17 protein-coding genes are annotated in these 15,113 nt (G+C 71.5%); 6 read left to right on the top strand and 11 right to left on the bottom strand.

All coding sequences use genetic code 11. The features are described from left to right. From MFF04_RS06185 to fliI, 4 genes are all read right to left on the bottom strand, one after another. Positions 1-256 (bottom strand): molybdopterin-binding protein (locus tag MFF04_RS06185; protein WP_238274575.1); only part of this gene is annotated, 256 nt, incomplete at its 3' end. A 74-nt stretch (positions 257-330) separates the two neighbouring features. Beyond that, positions 331-1,401: a lysylphosphatidylglycerol synthase domain-containing protein gene (locus MFF04_RS06180; protein WP_238274574.1), complete on the bottom strand. Its 1,071-nt coding sequence runs from the start codon at positions 1,399-1,401 to the stop codon at positions 331-333. Between the two features lie 159 nt (positions 1,402-1,560). Further along, a complete protein-coding gene (gene fliJ / locus MFF04_RS06175; protein WP_238274573.1) occupies positions 1,561-1,968 on the bottom strand; it encodes a flagellar export protein FliJ in 408 nt (135 codons plus the stop codon). A gap of 59 nt (positions 1,969-2,027) precedes the next feature. Then, positions 2,028-3,383 (bottom strand): flagellar protein export ATPase FliI, encoded by a 1,356-nt coding sequence (gene fliI / locus MFF04_RS06170; RefSeq protein ID WP_238274572.1) that lies wholly within the window; start codon positions 3,381-3,383, stop codon positions 2,028-2,030. A gap of 427 nt (positions 3,384-3,810) precedes the next feature. Between fliI and ctrA the strand changes: the two genes are divergently transcribed. Next, positions 3,811-4,512: a response regulator transcription factor CtrA gene (gene ctrA, locus MFF04_RS06165; protein WP_238274571.1), complete on the top strand. Its 702-nt coding sequence runs from the start codon at positions 3,811-3,813 to the stop codon at positions 4,510-4,512. A gap of 178 nt (positions 4,513-4,690) precedes the next feature. Here the strand turns inward: ctrA and MFF04_RS06160 are convergent, their stop codons facing one another. The 6 genes from MFF04_RS06160 to chpT all read right to left on the bottom strand — a co-directional run bounded on the left by MFF04_RS06160 (position 4,691) and on the right by chpT (position 11,233). Further along, positions 4,691-5,569 (bottom strand): CheR family methyltransferase, encoded by an 879-nt coding sequence (locus tag MFF04_RS06160; RefSeq protein ID WP_238274570.1) that lies wholly within the window; start codon positions 5,567-5,569, stop codon positions 4,691-4,693. Further along, entirely contained in the window at positions 5,566-6,744 is a 1,179-nt protein-coding gene (locus tag MFF04_RS06155; protein WP_238274569.1) for a protein-glutamate methylesterase/protein-glutamine glutaminase, read from the bottom strand. Before MFF04_RS06155 ends, MFF04_RS06160 begins: the two co-directional genes overlap by 4 nt. Positions 6,745-6,783: 39 nt before the next feature. Then, a complete protein-coding gene (locus tag MFF04_RS06150) occupies positions 6,784-7,167 on the bottom strand; it encodes a response regulator (RefSeq protein ID WP_238274568.1) in 384 nt (127 codons plus the stop codon). A gap of 20 nt (positions 7,168-7,187) precedes the next feature. After that, complete coding sequence (locus tag MFF04_RS06145; RefSeq protein WP_238274579.1) at positions 7,188-7,676, bottom strand: chemotaxis protein CheW; 489 nt, start codon at positions 7,674-7,676, stop codon at positions 7,188-7,190. A gap of 32 nt (positions 7,677-7,708) precedes the next feature. Then, positions 7,709-10,393: a hybrid sensor histidine kinase/response regulator gene (locus MFF04_RS06140; protein WP_238274567.1), complete on the bottom strand. Its 2,685-nt coding sequence runs from the start codon at positions 10,391-10,393 to the stop codon at positions 7,709-7,711. A 147-nt stretch (positions 10,394-10,540) separates the two neighbouring features. Continuing rightward, entirely contained in the window at positions 10,541-11,233 is a 693-nt protein-coding gene (gene chpT / locus MFF04_RS06135; RefSeq protein WP_238274566.1) for a histidine phosphotransferase ChpT, read from the bottom strand. 123 nt (positions 11,234-11,356) lie between these two features. Here chpT and MFF04_RS06130 point away from each other — a divergent pair, with 123 nt between their 5' ends. Further along, a complete protein-coding gene (locus MFF04_RS06130) occupies positions 11,357-12,181 on the top strand; it encodes a 3'(2'),5'-bisphosphate nucleotidase CysQ family protein (RefSeq protein WP_238274565.1) in 825 nt (274 codons plus the stop codon). On the opposite strand, the gene MFF04_RS06125 is transcribed toward MFF04_RS06130, so the two are convergent. Continuing rightward, a complete protein-coding gene (locus MFF04_RS06125; protein WP_238274564.1) occupies positions 12,178-12,636 on the bottom strand; it encodes a YHS domain-containing (seleno)protein in 459 nt (152 codons plus the stop codon). The genes MFF04_RS06130 and MFF04_RS06125 overlap by 4 nt on opposite strands. 227 nt (positions 12,637-12,863) lie before the next feature. On the opposite strand from MFF04_RS06125, the gene MFF04_RS06120 reads away from it, so the two are divergent. From MFF04_RS06120 to MFF04_RS06105, 4 genes are all read left to right on the top strand, one after another. Beyond that, a complete protein-coding gene (locus MFF04_RS06120) occupies positions 12,864-13,472 on the top strand; it encodes a DUF1134 domain-containing protein (protein ID WP_373319971.1) in 609 nt (202 codons plus the stop codon). 80 nt (positions 13,473-13,552) lie between these two features. Next, positions 13,553-14,254 (top strand): hypothetical protein, encoded by a 702-nt coding sequence (locus MFF04_RS06115; RefSeq protein WP_238274563.1) that lies wholly within the window; start codon positions 13,553-13,555, stop codon positions 14,252-14,254. 109 nt (positions 14,255-14,363) lie between these two features. Further along, entirely contained in the window at positions 14,364-14,636 is a 273-nt protein-coding gene (locus MFF04_RS06110; RefSeq protein ID WP_238274562.1) for a 3',5'-cyclic-nucleotide phosphodiesterase, read from the top strand. A gap of 107 nt (positions 14,637-14,743) precedes the next feature. Beyond that, on the top strand, positions 14,744-15,109 hold the full coding sequence (locus MFF04_RS06105; RefSeq protein ID WP_238274561.1) for a hypothetical protein: 366 nt from the start codon (positions 14,744-14,746) through the stop codon (positions 15,107-15,109). Positions 15,110-15,113 lie beyond the last annotated feature (4 nt).

Here is a 15,113-nt window from a genome sequence, read left to right as displayed (position 1 = left end):
CGTCGCGGCCGGTGAAGCCGGTGCCGCCCGTCGTGATGATCACGTCGACGCCGGGGTCGGCGATCCAGCCCTGGACCTGACGCCGGATCGCCTCGACCTCGTCGGGGACGATGGAGCGGGCGGCGAGACGATGGCCCGCCTCGGTCAGGCGCTGCTCCAGGGTGTCGCCGGAGCGGTCGTCGGCCCGCGAGCGGCTGTCCGAGACCGTGAGCACGGCGATCGACAGGGGGATGAAGGCGCGTTCGGTCTCGGCCATGGCTCGGTCTCACGGAGCGCCGGCACCGGCCGGCTCGCCCCTCATATGAGCGCCGAGCCCGGAAATGCGCCCCTTCAGGTCGCCTTTTCTTCGAGCCGCTCCTCGATGCGATGCGGGTCGAAATGCTCGGAGACCGGGGCGACGACGGGGGCGTCCGGCACGGAGGCCGGCACCTGCGCCCGGCCGCCGATGGCGGAGGCGAGGCGCGAGCGCTCGTAGAGCAGCACCACGATCACGGAGATCACGGCCGGGATCCAGAAGTAGAAGATCCGGAACACGATCACCGCGGCGATGATCGCGTCCTTCTGGGCGGCGTCGGTGATCTGCATCGCCGTGATGAACACGATCTCGAACACGCCCAGCCCCCCCGGCGCGTGCGAGGCGAGCGCCAGCGAGAACGAGGCGAGGAAGATTGCGAGCACCGGGATGAAGCCCGGGTTCATCGCCTCAGGCAGGGCGAAGTAGAGGATGCCGGCGGCGCCGAGCAGCTCCAGCGGCGCGGCGATGAGCTGGCGGCCCATGATCGCCGGCCGGGGATACTCGAGCTTGAACGAGCGGATCGTCAGCGGGCGCAGGTGCAGGATCGAGCCCACCACGTAGAGCGCGACGAAGGCGAGCAGCCCGATGCCGACGACGAGCGCCGTCTTCGGGTCGGTGAGGAAGCCCGGCAGCTTGCCTTCGAGCCGCGACAGGAGATTCGGGTCGACGACGAGGACGAAGCCGCCGAGCAGCACCGTGCCGAGGAAGAAGGTGAACGAGCAGAGCGCCACAAGCACCGCGACCTGCGCCGCCGAGAGGCCCTTGGCCGTATAGGCCCGGTAGCGCACCAGCGCGCCCGAGAACACCGAGGCGCCGATGTTGTGCGAGAGCGCGTAGGTGGTGAAGGAGCAGACCGAGACGAAGAACCAGGAGATGTTCTTCACGCCGAGATGCATCAGGGCGATGCGGTCGTACCAGGCGAGCGCGGCGTAGGCGACGAGCGTCGAGAGGGCGGCAAGGGCGATCCGATGGGGCGGGATCGCGACGATGGCGGCCCAGACCGCGGAGAGGGATGTGGTCTTCAGCTCCTGGTACAGGAAGTACCCGGAGATGACGACCGCCGCGAGCCCGATCAGGGGCCAGAGGAATTCGCTGAGCTTCTTCATGGAACCCGGATTCAACCCGCGGACGTGCGAGCCCTGATGCGCCACGCGAGCGGGAACCGCAAGCGCGGGCACGGGCCCGTCCAGACCGCTGGTGCCATCCGATCGTGACGGTTTCGTGCCGGTCCGCCCGTGAATCGGGCGACGATCGGCCGGTGACCGTCAGGCGCGGGCGCGCGAGAGACCGATTCCGTCCATCGCGGCCTGGTCGCGGGCGGCTTCCGCCGCGCGCTCGGCGCCGCGCTCGCGGCCCTCAAGGATCTCGACCTTCTTGAGCTCCTCGAAGGCCTCGCCGAGCTCGGCCTTGGCCTCGGCGAGCTGCCCCTCGAGGGCGGCGGCCGACTGGCGCATGTTGTCCCGGCGGCCGGCGGCGGCGCGGGCGTAGGTCGGGTAGGCGAAATGCGCCGTGTCGGAGATGCCGGCACGGGCCTCCTCGTGGGCGACCTCGCGGTCGAGCTCGGTGGCCATCCGGTTGAAGTCGGCCATCATCATCTCGATCTGCGTCACCCGGCGGCGCTTCTCGTCCACCTGGAAACGGCGCAGCCGGATCAGCGTGTCTCGCGATTTCATGGGAACGCTCACTCCACGCAACGCTCGCGGTCGCGTGGCCCTTCTAGCCGCCGAACCGCTCACGGGCCGCCGACGATGGCGGCGAGCCGTTCGTAACCCTCGCCGATGGAGGTTGCTTCTTCCTTACCCTGCCCGAGAAAAGCCTCCATTTCGGGCATGAGCGCCACCGCCTCGTCGACCTCCGCCGAGGAGCCGGCCCGGTAGGCGCCCAGGCGGATCAGCTCCTCCATGTCGGCATAGGTGGAGAGCACGCGCCGCGCCCGCCGCACCACCGGCAGGAAGGCCGGATCGCAGGAGCGCGGCATGGTCCGCGAGACGGAGCGCAGCACGTTGATCGCCGGATAGCGCCCGCGCTCGGCGATGGCGCGCTCCATGACGATGTGCCCGTCGAGGATGCCGCGCACGGCATCGGCCACCGGCTCGTTGTGGTCGTCGCCCTCGACCAGCACCGTGAACAGCGCCGAGATCGTCCCCTCCCCCGCGCCGGGCCCGGCCCGTTCGAGGAGGCGCGGCAGCTCCGAGAACACGGTCGGCGTGTAGCCCTTGGCGGTCGGCGGCTCGCCGGCGGCGAGCCCGATGTCCCGCTGCGCCATGGCGAAGCGGGTGATCGAGTCGATCATGCACAGCACTTTCGCGCCCCGGTCGCGGAAGTGCTCGGCGATGGAGAGGGTGACGTAAGCGGCGTTCCGGCGCATCAGCGCGGGCTCGTCCGAGGTCGCCACCACGACGACGGAGCGGGCGAGGCCCGCTTCGCCGAGGTCGTCCTGGAGGAACTCCTGCACCTCGCGGCCGCGCTCGCCGACGAGGCCGATCACCGCCACGTCCGCCGCCGTGTAGCGGGCAAGCATCGAGAGCAGCACCGACTTGCCGACGCCGGAGCCGGCGAAGATGCCCATGCGCTGGCCGGCGCACATGGTCAGGAAGGTGTTGATGCAGCGGACCCCGAGGTCCAGCGGTCCGCCGACCCGGCGGCGGGCGTGGGCAGGCGGCGGATCGGCGCGCAGCGGATAGATGTCTGGGCCCTGCGGCAGCGGTCCCTGTCCGTCGATCGGGCGGCCGAGCGCGTCGACGACGCGCCCGAGCCAGCCCTCGCTCGGCCGGATGGCGCCGGCCGCCTCGTCGCGGACGTAGGCCGGGCAGCCCCGGCGCACCCCGTCCAGCGAGCCGAAGGGCATGGCCAGCGCCCGCTCGCCGGAGAAGCCGATGACCTCGCAGGGGATGAGGCCGGCGCGCCCGGCGCCCTCGATGTCGAGGCGGCCGCCGAGGCGCATCGCGGCCACCGGTCCGGCGACCTCCACCAGAAGCCCGCGGATCGCCACGACCCGGCCGAAGGTCTCGAGCGTCTCGACGCGCCCGGCCGCGGCGAGCGCGGCGGCGAGGCTCGGGCCCGCGCGTCGGGGAGGCTCGTCGGACATTCGCGCCTCGCAACGGTTCGTTTACCGGCCTCCTTAACACTGCGGTCATCGGGCCGACAGCGGGCCGATCCTCGCGCACCGGTTGGAGCCTCCGCGCCGACGAACCGTTCGGCGACCGATGTTGCATCCGTGCCACGCGGCGGCTGCGCCGACGCGGGATCGAGTCCTCAGAGGCACTTAGGAGAAAGCCGGCCGGGGCCTCGTGCTCCGCCCGGCATGTCGAGCGCCCCAAAGGTCCGCGGCAGGCGCACAAAAATGCGTCCTGCCGGCCGGAACCGGCAAGGAACGCTTGGCGAGAGAATCAGGTTTTGTTAACGATTAACGCATAGCGTTTCACGTCAATGACGAAGGAGCGTCCGTCCACAGGCCGGTGGCGGGCGACGGGCGTGCCGTGTCCGAATCCGGGCCGGCGGACTGGGGATCGACGATGCGCGTACTTCTGATCGAGGACGACAGCGCGACGGCGCAGAGCATCGAGCTGATGCTCAAGTCCGAGAACTTCAACACCTACACCACCGATCTCGGCGAAGAGGGCGTCGATCTCGGCAAGCTCTACGACTACGATATCATCCTCCTCGACTTGAACCTGCCCGACATGTCGGGCTACGAGGTGCTCCGGTCGCTCCGGGTCGCCAAGGTGAAGACCCCGATCCTGATCCTCTCCGGCCTCGCCGGCATCGAGGACAAGGTGAAGGGCCTTGGCTTCGGCGCCGACGACTACCTGACCAAGCCCTTCCACAAGGATGAGCTCGTCGCCCGCATCCACGCGATCGTGCGCCGCTCGAAGGGTCACGCCCAGTCGGTGATCACCACCGGCGACCTGATCGTGAACCTCGACCAGAAGACCGTCGAGGTCGCCGGCTCCCGGGTCCACCTCACGGGCAAGGAGTACCAGATGCTGGAGCTCCTCTCCCTGCGGAAGGGCACGACGCTCACCAAGGAGATGTTCCTCAACCATCTCTACGGCGGCATGGACGAGCCCGAGCTGAAGATCATCGACGTGTTCATCTGCAAGCTCCGCAAGAAGCTCGCCAACGCCAGCCAGGGCAAGAACTACATCGAGACCGTCTGGGGCCGCGGCTACGTCCTGCGCGAGCCCGTCGAGGGCGAAGAGCGCATGGCGGTCTGAGACCGCCCTCCCCTCTCCACCGGCCCGACGCAAAGAGCCCCGCTTCGGCGGGGCTTTTCGTTTTGGGCGCTTCCATCGGCCCCGGCCGCGCCCGGAGGGATCGGTCGCGCCGGAGCCCGTACGCGAGAACGCCGCCCGGGAGGCCCGGACGGCGCGCGGTTCGGATCGGCGGAGGCCGTCAGCGGGCGGCTGCGACCTTCGGCCAGAGCGGGGCCGGCGCGGAGGCGTTGGCGGCAGCCGGCGCGGCCTCGGCGTGGCCGTAGAGGCCCCGGTGCTTCGCGTGCGGGGCCAGGCGGTCGGTGAGCCCGATCACGGTCTCGGCGGCGCCCAGCAGCAGCGAGGCGCCGGGATTCATCGCCGCCGCCACCCGGCGGAGGATGTCGCCCTTGGTCGGCGCGTCGAAGTAGATCAGCACGTTGCGGCAGAACACGATGTCGAACTGGCCGAGCCCCTCGAAGCCGTTCAGCAGATTGAGCTGCCGGTACTCCACCATCTGACGGATCGAGGCGGCGATCTGCCACTGCTCGCCGACCTGGGCGAAGTACTTAAGCAGGAGCTGCACCGGCAGGCCCCGCTGCGCCTCGAAATGGCTGTAGAGGCCCTGGCGCGCCTTCTCGATCACCTCGGTCGAGAGGTCGGTCGCGACGATGTCGACCTGCCAGCCGGCGAGCTTCGGAGCTGCCTCCTGCACCATCATCGCGAGCGAGTAGGGCTCCTGCCCCGTCGAGGACGCCGCGCACCAGATCCGCAGGCGGCGCTGGGCGGCCCGGCGCTGCATCGCCTCGGGCAGCAGCACGTCGCGGAACAGGTCGAAAGGCGCCCGGTCGCGGAAGAAGAAGGTCTCGTTTGTGGTCATGGCCTCGACCACCGCCTTCTCGAGGGCCGCGTCGCGGGAGGCCTTGAGCGCGGTCACCAGCTCGGTGAGCGAGGCGATGCGGAAGCGCCGGCAGACCGGGCCGAGGCGGCTCTCGATGAGGTAGTGCTTCTCGCCGGTGAGCGAGAGGCCCGAGCGCTGCTTCAGGTAGATCCGGATGAACTCGAACTCAGCCTCGGTCATGCCGCCCCCCCGCAGATCTGGGTGCGGAGCGCCGCGCCGATCTCGCCGAGCGGCAGCACGGCGTGGGCGAGGCCGGCCTTGGCGACGCTGCCGGGCATTCCCCAGACCGTGCTCGTCGCCTCGTCCTGCGCGAGCACCATGCCGCCGGCGTCTCCCAGGGAGCGCACGCCGTTGGTACCATCAGAGCCCATGCCGGTGAGGATGACCGACACGGTCGCCGCGCCGAAGATCGCGGCGGCGTCGTGGAAGAGTACGTCGACGGCCGGGCGGCAGAAGTTGACCGGCGGTCCGTCGTCGAGGCGCAGCGTCGGTTCGCGGCCGGGCCCCGCGACGAGGCCCATGTGGCGGCCGCCGGGCGCGACGTAGATGCGGCCGGGCTGAAGGCGCTCGTCGGCCTTGCCCTCGGCGGCGGGCAGCCCGGTGCGGGCGCCGAGATGCTCGGCGAAGACGGCCGTGAACACCGGCGGCATATGCTGGACGATCAGGGTCGGCACCCGGCGCAGGGCGGCGGCGCCGATCTTCTCCAGAACCTCGCCGACGGCGCGGGGGCCGCCCGTGGAGGAGCCGATGAGAAGGACCTTTGGCAGGGTCACGGCGCGAGGCTTGGCCCGCAGCGCCACGGGGCCCGAGAGGCGCGTGGCGCCCGCCGGCGCAGCGCTCGCGGCGGCCGCGACGGGCGCGGCGGCGGGCGAGGCGGGCGTGAGGCCGCGGCGGCGGGCGCGGGCGCTGCCGAAGGCTCGGATGCGCTCGATCAACTCGTTGCGGAAGGCGTCGGAGGTGGTGACGCCGCGGTTGCTCTCGGGCTTGGCGATGTAGTCGACCGCGCCGAGCGCCAGGCATTTCAGCGAGATGTCGGCGTTGCGGGTGGTGAGCGTCGACATCATCACGACCTGGGCGGTCGGGCTGATGGCTTGGATCTTCGGCAGCGCCTGCGTGCCGTCGAGCTCGGGCATGTCGATGTCGAGGAGCACGACGTCCGGGTCGTGGCGGCTCATCATCTCGACGGCGACCTTGCCGTTCGGGGCGGTGCCGACGACGGTGAAGCCGGCCTCGCCGATCCAGCGCGAGACAAGCCCGCGCACGACCGCGGAATCATCCGCGATCAGGACCCGGATGCGGGCGTGGGCCGATGCCGCGCCGGACGCGACGGTTGGAGAGGCGGCTGCGGCCAGCATCGGGTGTTTCCTGGAATGTGAGGACGAGGGGGGCGCGGCTCAGGCCGCGTCCGCCTCTCGTTCGAGCCCGACCTGCTCCAGCTTGTCCCGCAGGATGTCCCGGTCGAACGGCTTCATGATGTACTCGTCGGCCCCCGCATGAAGCGCGCGGGCGATGGCGCCGACGTCGTTCTCGGTCGTGCAGAACAGGATCTTGGGGTGGTGGCCGCCCTCGGACCGGCGCAACGCCTTGAGCACGGCGTAGCCGTCCATGTTCGGCATGTTCCAGTCGAGGAGGATCGCGTCGGGCATCTCCTGCGCGCAGTGCGCGAGCGCCTTCTCGCCGTCCTCGGCCTCGCTGACCGCGAGGCCGAGGGTCTCCATGATGCGGCGGGCGACCTTCCGGATGACGGCCGAGTCGTCGACGATGAGGCAGGTCTTCATGGCGGCGGTTCCCCGAGCGATCAGGCGGCGGCCGCGCCGTGACCCGAGGCCGTGAAGGCCAGGACGGCGTCGACGTCGAGGATCACGAGGAGGCGCCCGTCGAGGCGGTGGACGCCGAGCGCCACGCCGCGCCAGCGGGGATCGAGGTTGATCGGCACGGGCTCGTGGGTGTCGGCGCCGAGCTTCAGGACCTCGCCGACGCCGTCGACGACGAGCGCGTAGGTCTCCCCGGCCTGCTCGATGCCGATCGCCATCGACTCGGACCGCGCCTCCTCGGCGGGCGGCATGTTGAGCCGGCGGCGCAGGCAGATCGCGGTCACGACGCGGCCGCGCAGGTTGAGCAGCCCGACGATCTCCGGGGGCGAGAGCGGCACCGGCGTGATCCCGGCGGGGATGAACACGTCGTGCACCCGGTCGATGGCGAGGCCGAACATGGTCTCGCCGATGAACACCGTCACGTAGTCCGAGGTCGCGCCCGCATCGGCGGCGTTGGCGTTGGCGGCCTGCATCATCGTCATGCTCCGGGATCCTTCGTGCGGTCTCAGGCGGCCTGGGCCATCTCGCCGGCGCCGAGCTCGGCCAGCGCGGCGATGAGGCCGCTGCGGTCGAACTTCGCGACGAGGTCGGTGACGGCCAGCGCCTTGGCGCGGTCGATCATGTCGGCGCCGAGCGCGCTGGAGAGCGCGACCACCGGCATCGCGGCGAGCCGCGGATCGCCCTTGCGCATGTCGGCGATGAACTCGAGGCCGCTGCGGTTGGGCATCTCGAGGTCGGTGACGACCACGTCGATGCGGGCGTTGGCCTTGAGGGCGGCGAGACCCTTCTCGGCGCTCTCGGCGGTGACGACGGCGTAGCCGGCGGCCTTGAGGACCGGGGTCAGCATCTCGCGAAAGAAGGCGGAGTCGTCCACGAGCAGCACCGTCGCCTCGCGGCGGGCGGCCTTGCGCGGGCCCCGCGCCCAGTCGTCGTAGGCGAGCGGCAGGAAGTGGGCGATGTTGATGATGTCCGTTGCCCGGCCCCGCACCACCGCCGAGCCGATGAGCTCGGAGCGATCGGCGGCGAGCTCGATGTCGAGCCGGTCCTCCACGATGTCGACGATCTGGTCGACGACGAGGCCCATGGAGCGGTCGCCGTCCGAGAAGACGACGAGCGCCTGCGTGCCCTCGCTGCGCACCACGATGTCGGGATCGGCGGGCACCAGCGGCATCAGCTTGCCGCGGTACTGGATGACCGGACGGCCGCCGAGCCACTCGATCTTGGAGGCGTCGATCTCCTCCAGGCGCGTGACCAGGGAGAGGGGCACCGCCTTGAAGGCGCCCGCGCCGCCCTTGAACACGAGGAGCGTCGCGGTGGCGTCCTGCGCCCCGATCTCCTCGCCCTCGCCCTCGCTGGTGCCGCCGGCCTCCTGCGGGCCCTGGCTGACCTGGCGGGCGATGCCGTTGGGATCGACGATGAGCACCACGGCGCCGTCGCCGAGGATGGTGTTGCCGGCAAACAGAGGGATGTGGCGCAGCTTGGTCGACATCGGCTTCACGACGATCTCTTCCGTGTGGAAGACCTCGTCCACGAGGATGCCGAAGCGCTGGCGGCCGACCTGGGCGACGACCACGAAGCCGCTCTCGGCCTCCGCCTCGTCGGGCTGGCCGAGGATGCCGGCGAGGGTGACGATCGGCAGCAGCCGCTCGCGCAGGCGCAGCACCGGCGAGCCGTTGATGCGCTCGACCCGCTGGTTCGCCTCCGGCCCGACGCGCACCAGCTCCAGCACCGCCACCTGCGGCACCGCGAAGCGCTGCGCGCCGGAGCGCACGATGAGCGCGGCGACGATGGCGAGCGTCAGCGGGATCTTGATGGTGAAGGTGGTGCCGCGGCCGAGCTCGGTGTTGATGTCGATGACGCCGCCGATGGTCTCGATGTTGGTCTTGACCACGTCCATGCCGACGCCGCGGCCGGAGACCGAGGTCACGGCCTTGGCCGTCGAGAAGCCGGCATGGAAGATGAACTTCGCGACCTGCGCGTCGCTCATCTTCTCGATCTCGGCGGGGGAGGCGATCCCCCGCTCGACGGCCTTCTTGCGGATGGCGGGCAGGTTGAGGCCGCGCCCGTCGTCCGAGATCTCGATCGTGATGGTGCCGCCTTCGTGATAGGCGGCGAGCCGCACGGTGCCGCGGGCCGGCTTGCCGGCGGCGACGCGCTCGATGGTCGACTCGAGGCCGTGATCGGCCGAGTTGCGGACCATGTGGGTGAGCGGGTCCTTGATCAGGTCGAGGACCTGGCGGTCGAGCTCGGTCTCGGCGCCGACCATCACGAGATCGATCTGCTTGCCGAGCTCCGCCGAGAGATCGCGGATGACGCGCGGCAGCTTCTGCCAGGCGCTGCCGATCGCCTGCATGCGCGTCTTCATGACGCCTTCCTGCAGCTCGGCGGTGACGTGGCTCAGCCGCTGCAGCGGCACCTTGAAGCTGGTGTCGTCGTGGCGGCGGGCGATCTCGAGGAGCTGGTTGCGGGTCAGCACCAGCTCGGAGACCATGGTCATCAGGTGCTCGAGGGTATCGACGTTCACGCGGATCGTCTGCACCTTGGCGAGGGCCCCCTCGCCCTCGGACGGGGCGGCGGGCGCTTCGCCGGCGGCCTTGGCCGGAGCCTTGGCAGGTCGGGGCTCGGGAGCGGCGATCTCGGCCACGGGCTCCGGCGCGGGGGGCTCGGCGGCGGGCGCGGAGAAGTCGTCGGGACCGGGCGCCTCCATGAAGGCGCGCTCCAGGTCCTCCAGCGAGACCTCGCCGGGCTTCAGCTCGCGGACGACGGGCTCGGGCAGGGCCGGCTCGGGCTTGGCGGGGGCCGGTGCGGGCTCGGCGGGGCCTTCCGACATGCGCTCCAGGGCGCCGATGAGGTCGTCGTCGGAGCCGGCGGGCTCTGAGCCGGTGGCCTCGAGGTCGGCGAGGATCGCCTTCAGACGGTCGAGGGTCGAGAGGATCAGGGTCACCGAGGCGCCGCTGACGGGCAGGCCGTCGCGGAAACGTCCCATCAGGGTCTCGGCGGCGTGGGCGAGCGCCTCGAGGCGCGGCAGGCCGAGGAAGCCGCAGGTGCCCTTGATGGTGTGGACCAGCCGGAAGATGTTCCGGAGGATCGTCTCGTCGTTGGGGTTCTGCTCGAACCTCACGAGTTCCGTATCGACGGTATCGAGGTGCTCGCTGCTCTCGGTCAGGAATTCACGCAGCAGATCGTCCATCGACGGTACTCGTTCACGCAGCACGACAAGTCCGTGCAGTCGCGACAGTGAACGAGAGAGGTTAGGGAAGCGTTTCGCGCAACCTTTCTAGGCGCGAAGATTAGGTTGACACCCGTTTACCTTTGGACACAACCTCGTGTTCGTGCTTCACGCGAGCCCGGTGTCGCCGGGCCCCTCCTCCGTCGCAGCGGCGGGCGCCGCGCCGGGCTCGGCGTGGACCGTCACGGTGTCGCCCTCGATGGACAGCGACACGCGCATGCCCGCCGCCCGCGCCACGAGGCCGGCGTAGAAGGCCAGGATGCCGTGAGCGTCGACGGTGCCGGTCTCGGAGCGGCCCGCGATCAGCTCCTCGACATGCGGCGGGATGCGCGCGTAGCTGCCCTTGGCCTTGATCGTCATCGTCGCTTCCTCGGCGGTGCCGGCGACGACCACGTCGAGCAGGCCGCCGCGGGGGATGGCGCCGGTGGCGATCATCACGAGGTTGAGGAGCAGCTTGACCTTGTTCTTCGGGAACAGGGCCTGCGGCGCGCTCCAGGTGAGCTGCGTCTTCTCGTCCGCGAACATGCCGCGGGACACCTTCTCGGCGTCGGCGAGATCGATGGAGGAGCCGGCCGAGCCCGCCGCCCCGAAGGCGATGCGCGCGAACTGGAGCCGGGCGGAGGCCGTCTTGGCGCTCTTGCGAATCAGGTCGAGGGCGAACTCGCGCATCGACTCGTCGGAATCGTCCTCCAGCACCTCGAGACCGTTCACGATGGCGCCGACCGGGCTGATGACGTCGTGGCAGACGCGCGAGCACAGCAGGGCGGACAGGTCGAGGGCGTCGAGGTTCAGGGCGGTCATGGCGCGCTCCGCGCGAGGGGCTTCCGATCGGTAGGCGGCACGGATAGACGCCGCGCCGGCCTTTGGAAAGCGTTCGCGGTCCCGGCCGTCGACACGGGGACGGCCCTCGGGCATGACGACCCGATGACACCGAGCCCGACCGAACGCGCCGAGATCGCGGCCGCCCTCGCCGAGATCGCCTGTGCGGCGGGCGAGGTGCTCCGGGCCCATCACGGGGGTCCGTGCGCGCATCACCTCAAGGAGGACGGCTCCCCGGCGAGCGTCGCCGACCTCGAATCCGAGCAGCTGATCCTCGCGGCGCTGGCGGCGCGCTGGCCGGGCATCCCGGTGATCGCCGAAGAGACCTGCCGCGCAGTGCGGCCCGCTCCGCTGTTCTTCCTGGTCGACCCCCTCGACGGGACGCGCGAGTTCCTCGCCCGCAGCCCGGAGTACGCGGTCAACATCGCCCTCGTCGCAGGCGAGCGGCCGGTGGCGGCGGCGCTGGCCGCGCCGGGCCTCGGCCGGGTCTGGTTCGCCGGCGATACGGCGCGGGAGGCGCCGGTCGTCGAGGGGCGGCCGGGCGCCGACAGAGCGGTGCGGGTGCGGGCGGCGCCGGCGGAGGGTCTCACCGCGCTCGTCAGCGGCCGGCATGGCGACGCGGCGACGGAGGCCTGCCTCGCCGCGCTGCCCGTCGCCGGGCGACGCGGTGCCGGCTCGGCCCTGAAGTTCGGCCTCGTGGCCTGCGGGGAAGCCGATCTCTACGTGCGCTGCGGCCCGACCATGGAATGGGACACGGCCGCGGGCGATCACATCGTCGCGGCGGCGGGCGGCGCGGTCGTCACGCCCGACGGCGGCCCGATCCGCTACGGCGGGCACGGCGACGGCTACCGCAACGGCCCCTTCGCGGCGCTCGGCGACAGGGGGCTCGGCGAGCGGATCGCCGAGAGGATCGCCTTGGCGGCCGGCTAATCCGGGGGCGTGCCCTCGGTGACGCCGCGCAGCGCCGGCCACTCCGCCTCGGCCCGCCGGACGAGGTCCGGATCGGCGAGCGCGGCGTCCCGGCGATCGCGATCACGGAACAGGTAGAGCCGGTTCTCGATCACCGCGAAGATCAGCGGATCGGCGTCGACGATGCGCCTGTTCGCCATCCCGACCGGATCGAAGCCGCCGAGGCGCGGCGCGTAGGCCGCCGGATCCCGGCGGAAGGCCTCGCGATTGGCCGCGCCGACGAAGCGCCAGACCCGGCCCCGCCAGGAAAGCTCGAAGGCCGGGTGCCCGGCCCTCGGGCCCTCCGGCAGGAAGTAGCTCACCGGATCGAAGCCGCGCAGCGCCAGCAGGTCGACGTCGGGAAGCGCCGGCAGGGCGTGCGCCGGCCCCGCTCCGAGCAGCGCCAGGGCCAGCGATTGACGGCGCGTTAACCACATCTTGCGGAATTCCGGTCCATGCTCGCGTCCGAATCGTGGGTCCCTGCGCCCGCGCTTCCCGCACGGTTCGTACGCACGAGGCGGCGCGGCGCAAACCTCTCCGGCGAGCCGGCGTCCACCCGTGACGGGTTCGGCCGCAATTGCCGGGTTCAATCGGCCCGGGCCGGTGGCGACGCCCCTCGCCGCCCCGCCCGCGACGGAGCGGCTCCGGCCGCCGTGGAGGACGCATGACGACCCCAGTTCACACCCGCGCCGACCGGCGCGCCAGCCTCGCCCTGATGCTCGGCCTTCTCGGCTCCGTGGCGCTCGGCGGCGTCGCGACCCAGGCCCGCGGCGAGGACCCCGGCAACCCGGACGCGTTCCGCCCCGCCGAGATCGTCGACTCCGGCCACAAGTTCTTCGGCTCGGTCTCCCGCGGCTTGGCCCTCACGGTGCAGGAGGCGACGCGGCGCTGGGGCGAGCCCAACGGCTACATCCTCGGCCAGGAGGCCTCCGGCGCCATCGTCGGCGGCCTGCGCTACGGCGAGGGCACGCTCTACACCCGCAACGCCGGCGAGCGCCGGATCTACTGGCAGGGCCCCACGCTGGGCTTCGACGTCGGGGGCGAGGGCGCCCGCACCATGATGCTCGTCTACAACCTGTCGAGCGTGCGCGACCTCTACCGCCGCTTCGGCGGCGTCGACGGCTCCGCCTACTTCATCGGCGGCTTCGGCATGACGGCGACGACCTCGGACGGCATCGTCGTGGTGCCGATCCGCACCGGCGTTGGCGCCCGGCTCGGGATAAACGTCGGCTATCTGAAGTTCACCGCGCGGCCGACCTGGAACCCGTTCTGAGCCGGCCCCGCGACAGCGCCGGCGGATCGCGCTAAAGGAGCGCTCCGGGCGGCGAGAAAGCGGAAGGACGGCGGGCGGGCGTGATCGAGACGGTGATGATCTTCGCGCTCGGCTTCCTCGTGGCGAGCCTCGGCGCGATCCTGTTCCTGCCGGCCCTGAACGCCCGCGCCCTGCGACTGTCCCGCCGCCGGGTGGAGGCGATGCTGCCGCTCTCGCAGCGGGAGGTCGCCGCGGAGCGCGACCACCTGCGGGCGGCCTTCGCCGTCGAGCAGCGCCGCCTGGAGCGCCGCGTCGAGGCGGCCCACGCCGCCCGTCACGCCGATCTCGCCGCCATCGGCGCTCGCACCATGGAGATCGCGGCGCTCTCCCGCGACGTGAAGGCCCGCGAGGGCGACATCTCCGAGCGGGACCGGCTCCTGGCGGCCGACCGGGCCACCATCGCCCGCATCGAAACCGAGCTCGGTACGACGCGTGGGGAGAACGCGACGGCCCTCGCCGCGCTCGCCGCCCTCGAAGACGCCCATGTCGAGCTTCTCGACGCCCTCGAGGCGCTGCACGAACGGCCGGCGTCCTCCGATGCCAGCCAGCGTGCGGCGCTCGGCGAACGCCTCGCGGCGGCGGAATCCGCCCTGTCCGACGCGCGCGAGGCGGCGCTCGCAGAGATGCGTGCGGAGGATGCCGATCTGAGGCGGCGAATCGGCGAGGTCGCCGATCAGATCACCGGCCGCCAGCGCCTCCCCAAGGCCGAGTCCTTTCCCGCGCGGGCCGTCGGCTCCACCTGAGCCTCGGCCCGAGACGGGGGCGCATCGCGCGCAGTCCCGCCTTTATTCGACCACGCAATGGCATCATCGGGGGGCCATTCTCCCCCGATCATCACGGAATCGAGAGTTCATGCTCAAGCCGCTGACCTCCCTCGCGCTCGCCGTCGGCCTCACCCTCGGCGCGGGCCCAGCCCTCGCCGATCCGGCGCCGAAGATGAAGAAGGGCAACGAGACCATCAAGAAGTACTGCACCGGCGACTACCTGACCTATTGCGGCAACCTCGCCCCCGAGGACCCGGCGCTGGAGCAGTGCTTCGAGAAGAACTGGGACAAGCTCTCCGAGAACTGTCGCCGCGCCATCGACGCCTACGCGGGCAGCGGCGCCGGCAAGAAGGGCAAGTAGGCCCTGTTGCGCGGGGGCGCTCGCGCCGGCCGCAGGATACGGCTAAGGTGCGCCCGGCCCCGCGCACGCGCCGCCGGGCACGCTCTGCCGGAAAGCGGTTTGCTGACGTGACGACGACGCCCTTCCCCGCGCGCCGGGGCTCTTCCCTGAGGATCGCCGCGGCGATCCTGCTGGTCCCGCTGCTGGGCCTGACCGCCGGCTGCGGCCGCAAGGGCGCACTCGAGGCGCCGAACGCCTCCGCCCGCGAGCGGCCTGCGAGCCCCTCGCCCGCCTCGTCGCGGGCCCTGCCGGGCAGCATCGGCCAGAGCGAGGGATCGTCCGCGCCGGCCCGCTCCGCCGTGGCCGAGGGCGACGAGCTACCCGCCTCCGCCCTGGCGCCGGGCGGCTCGGACGCGCCGATCGAGACGAGCCGCGGCGCCAAGCGCGGCTACACCATCCCGAAGCAGCCCTTCATCCTCGACCCGCTGCTGTGATAGG

This window comes from Methylobacterium jeotgali (assembly GCF_022179345.1).
Lineage (GTDB): Bacteria > Pseudomonadota > Alphaproteobacteria > Rhizobiales > Beijerinckiaceae > Methylobacterium > Methylobacterium jeotgali.
Note: the sequence above shows the minus strand (reverse complement) of the source record. Positions and strands in the feature narration are given on the sequence as shown.

Coding starts and splice junctions, on each gene's coding strand:
- fliJ (WP_238274573.1), bottom strand. CDS start 1,968: ATGAAATCGCGAGACACGCTGATCCGGCTGCGCCGTTTCCAGGTGGAC.
- MFF04_RS06130 (WP_238274565.1), top strand. CDS start 11,357: ATGACACCGAGCCCGACCGAACGCGCCGAGATCGCGGCCGCCCTCGCC.
- MFF04_RS06160 (WP_238274570.1), bottom strand. CDS start 5,569: ATGACCGAGGCTGAGTTCGAGTTCATCCGGATCTACCTGAAGCAGCGC.
- MFF04_RS06110 (WP_238274562.1), top strand. CDS start 14,364: ATGCTCAAGCCGCTGACCTCCCTCGCGCTCGCCGTCGGCCTCACCCTC.
- ctrA (WP_238274571.1), top strand. CDS start 3,811: ATGCGCGTACTTCTGATCGAGGACGACAGCGCGACGGCGCAGAGCATC.
- MFF04_RS06150 (WP_238274568.1), bottom strand. CDS start 7,167: ATGAAGACCTGCCTCATCGTCGACGACTCGGCCGTCATCCGGAAGGTC.
- MFF04_RS06145 (WP_238274579.1), bottom strand. CDS start 7,676: ATGCAGGCCGCCAACGCCAACGCCGCCGATGCGGGCGCGACCTCGGAC.
- chpT (WP_238274566.1), bottom strand. CDS start 11,233: ATGACCGCCCTGAACCTCGACGCCCTCGACCTGTCCGCCCTGCTGTGC.
- fliI (WP_238274572.1), bottom strand. CDS start 3,383: ATGTCCGACGAGCCTCCCCGACGCGCGGGCCCGAGCCTCGCCGCCGCG.
- MFF04_RS06155 (WP_238274569.1), bottom strand. CDS start 6,744: ATGCTGGCCGCAGCCGCCTCTCCAACCGTCGCGTCCGGCGCGGCATCG.
- MFF04_RS06140 (WP_238274567.1), bottom strand. CDS start 10,393: ATGGACGATCTGCTGCGTGAATTCCTGACCGAGAGCAGCGAGCACCTC.
- MFF04_RS06180 (WP_238274574.1), bottom strand. CDS start 1,401: ATGAAGAAGCTCAGCGAATTCCTCTGGCCCCTGATCGGGCTCGCGGCG.
- MFF04_RS06120 (WP_373319971.1), top strand. CDS start 12,864: ATGACGACCCCAGTTCACACCCGCGCCGACCGGCGCGCCAGCCTCGCC.
- MFF04_RS06125 (WP_238274564.1), bottom strand. CDS start 12,636: ATGTGGTTAACGCGCCGTCAATCGCTGGCCCTGGCGCTGCTCGGAGCG.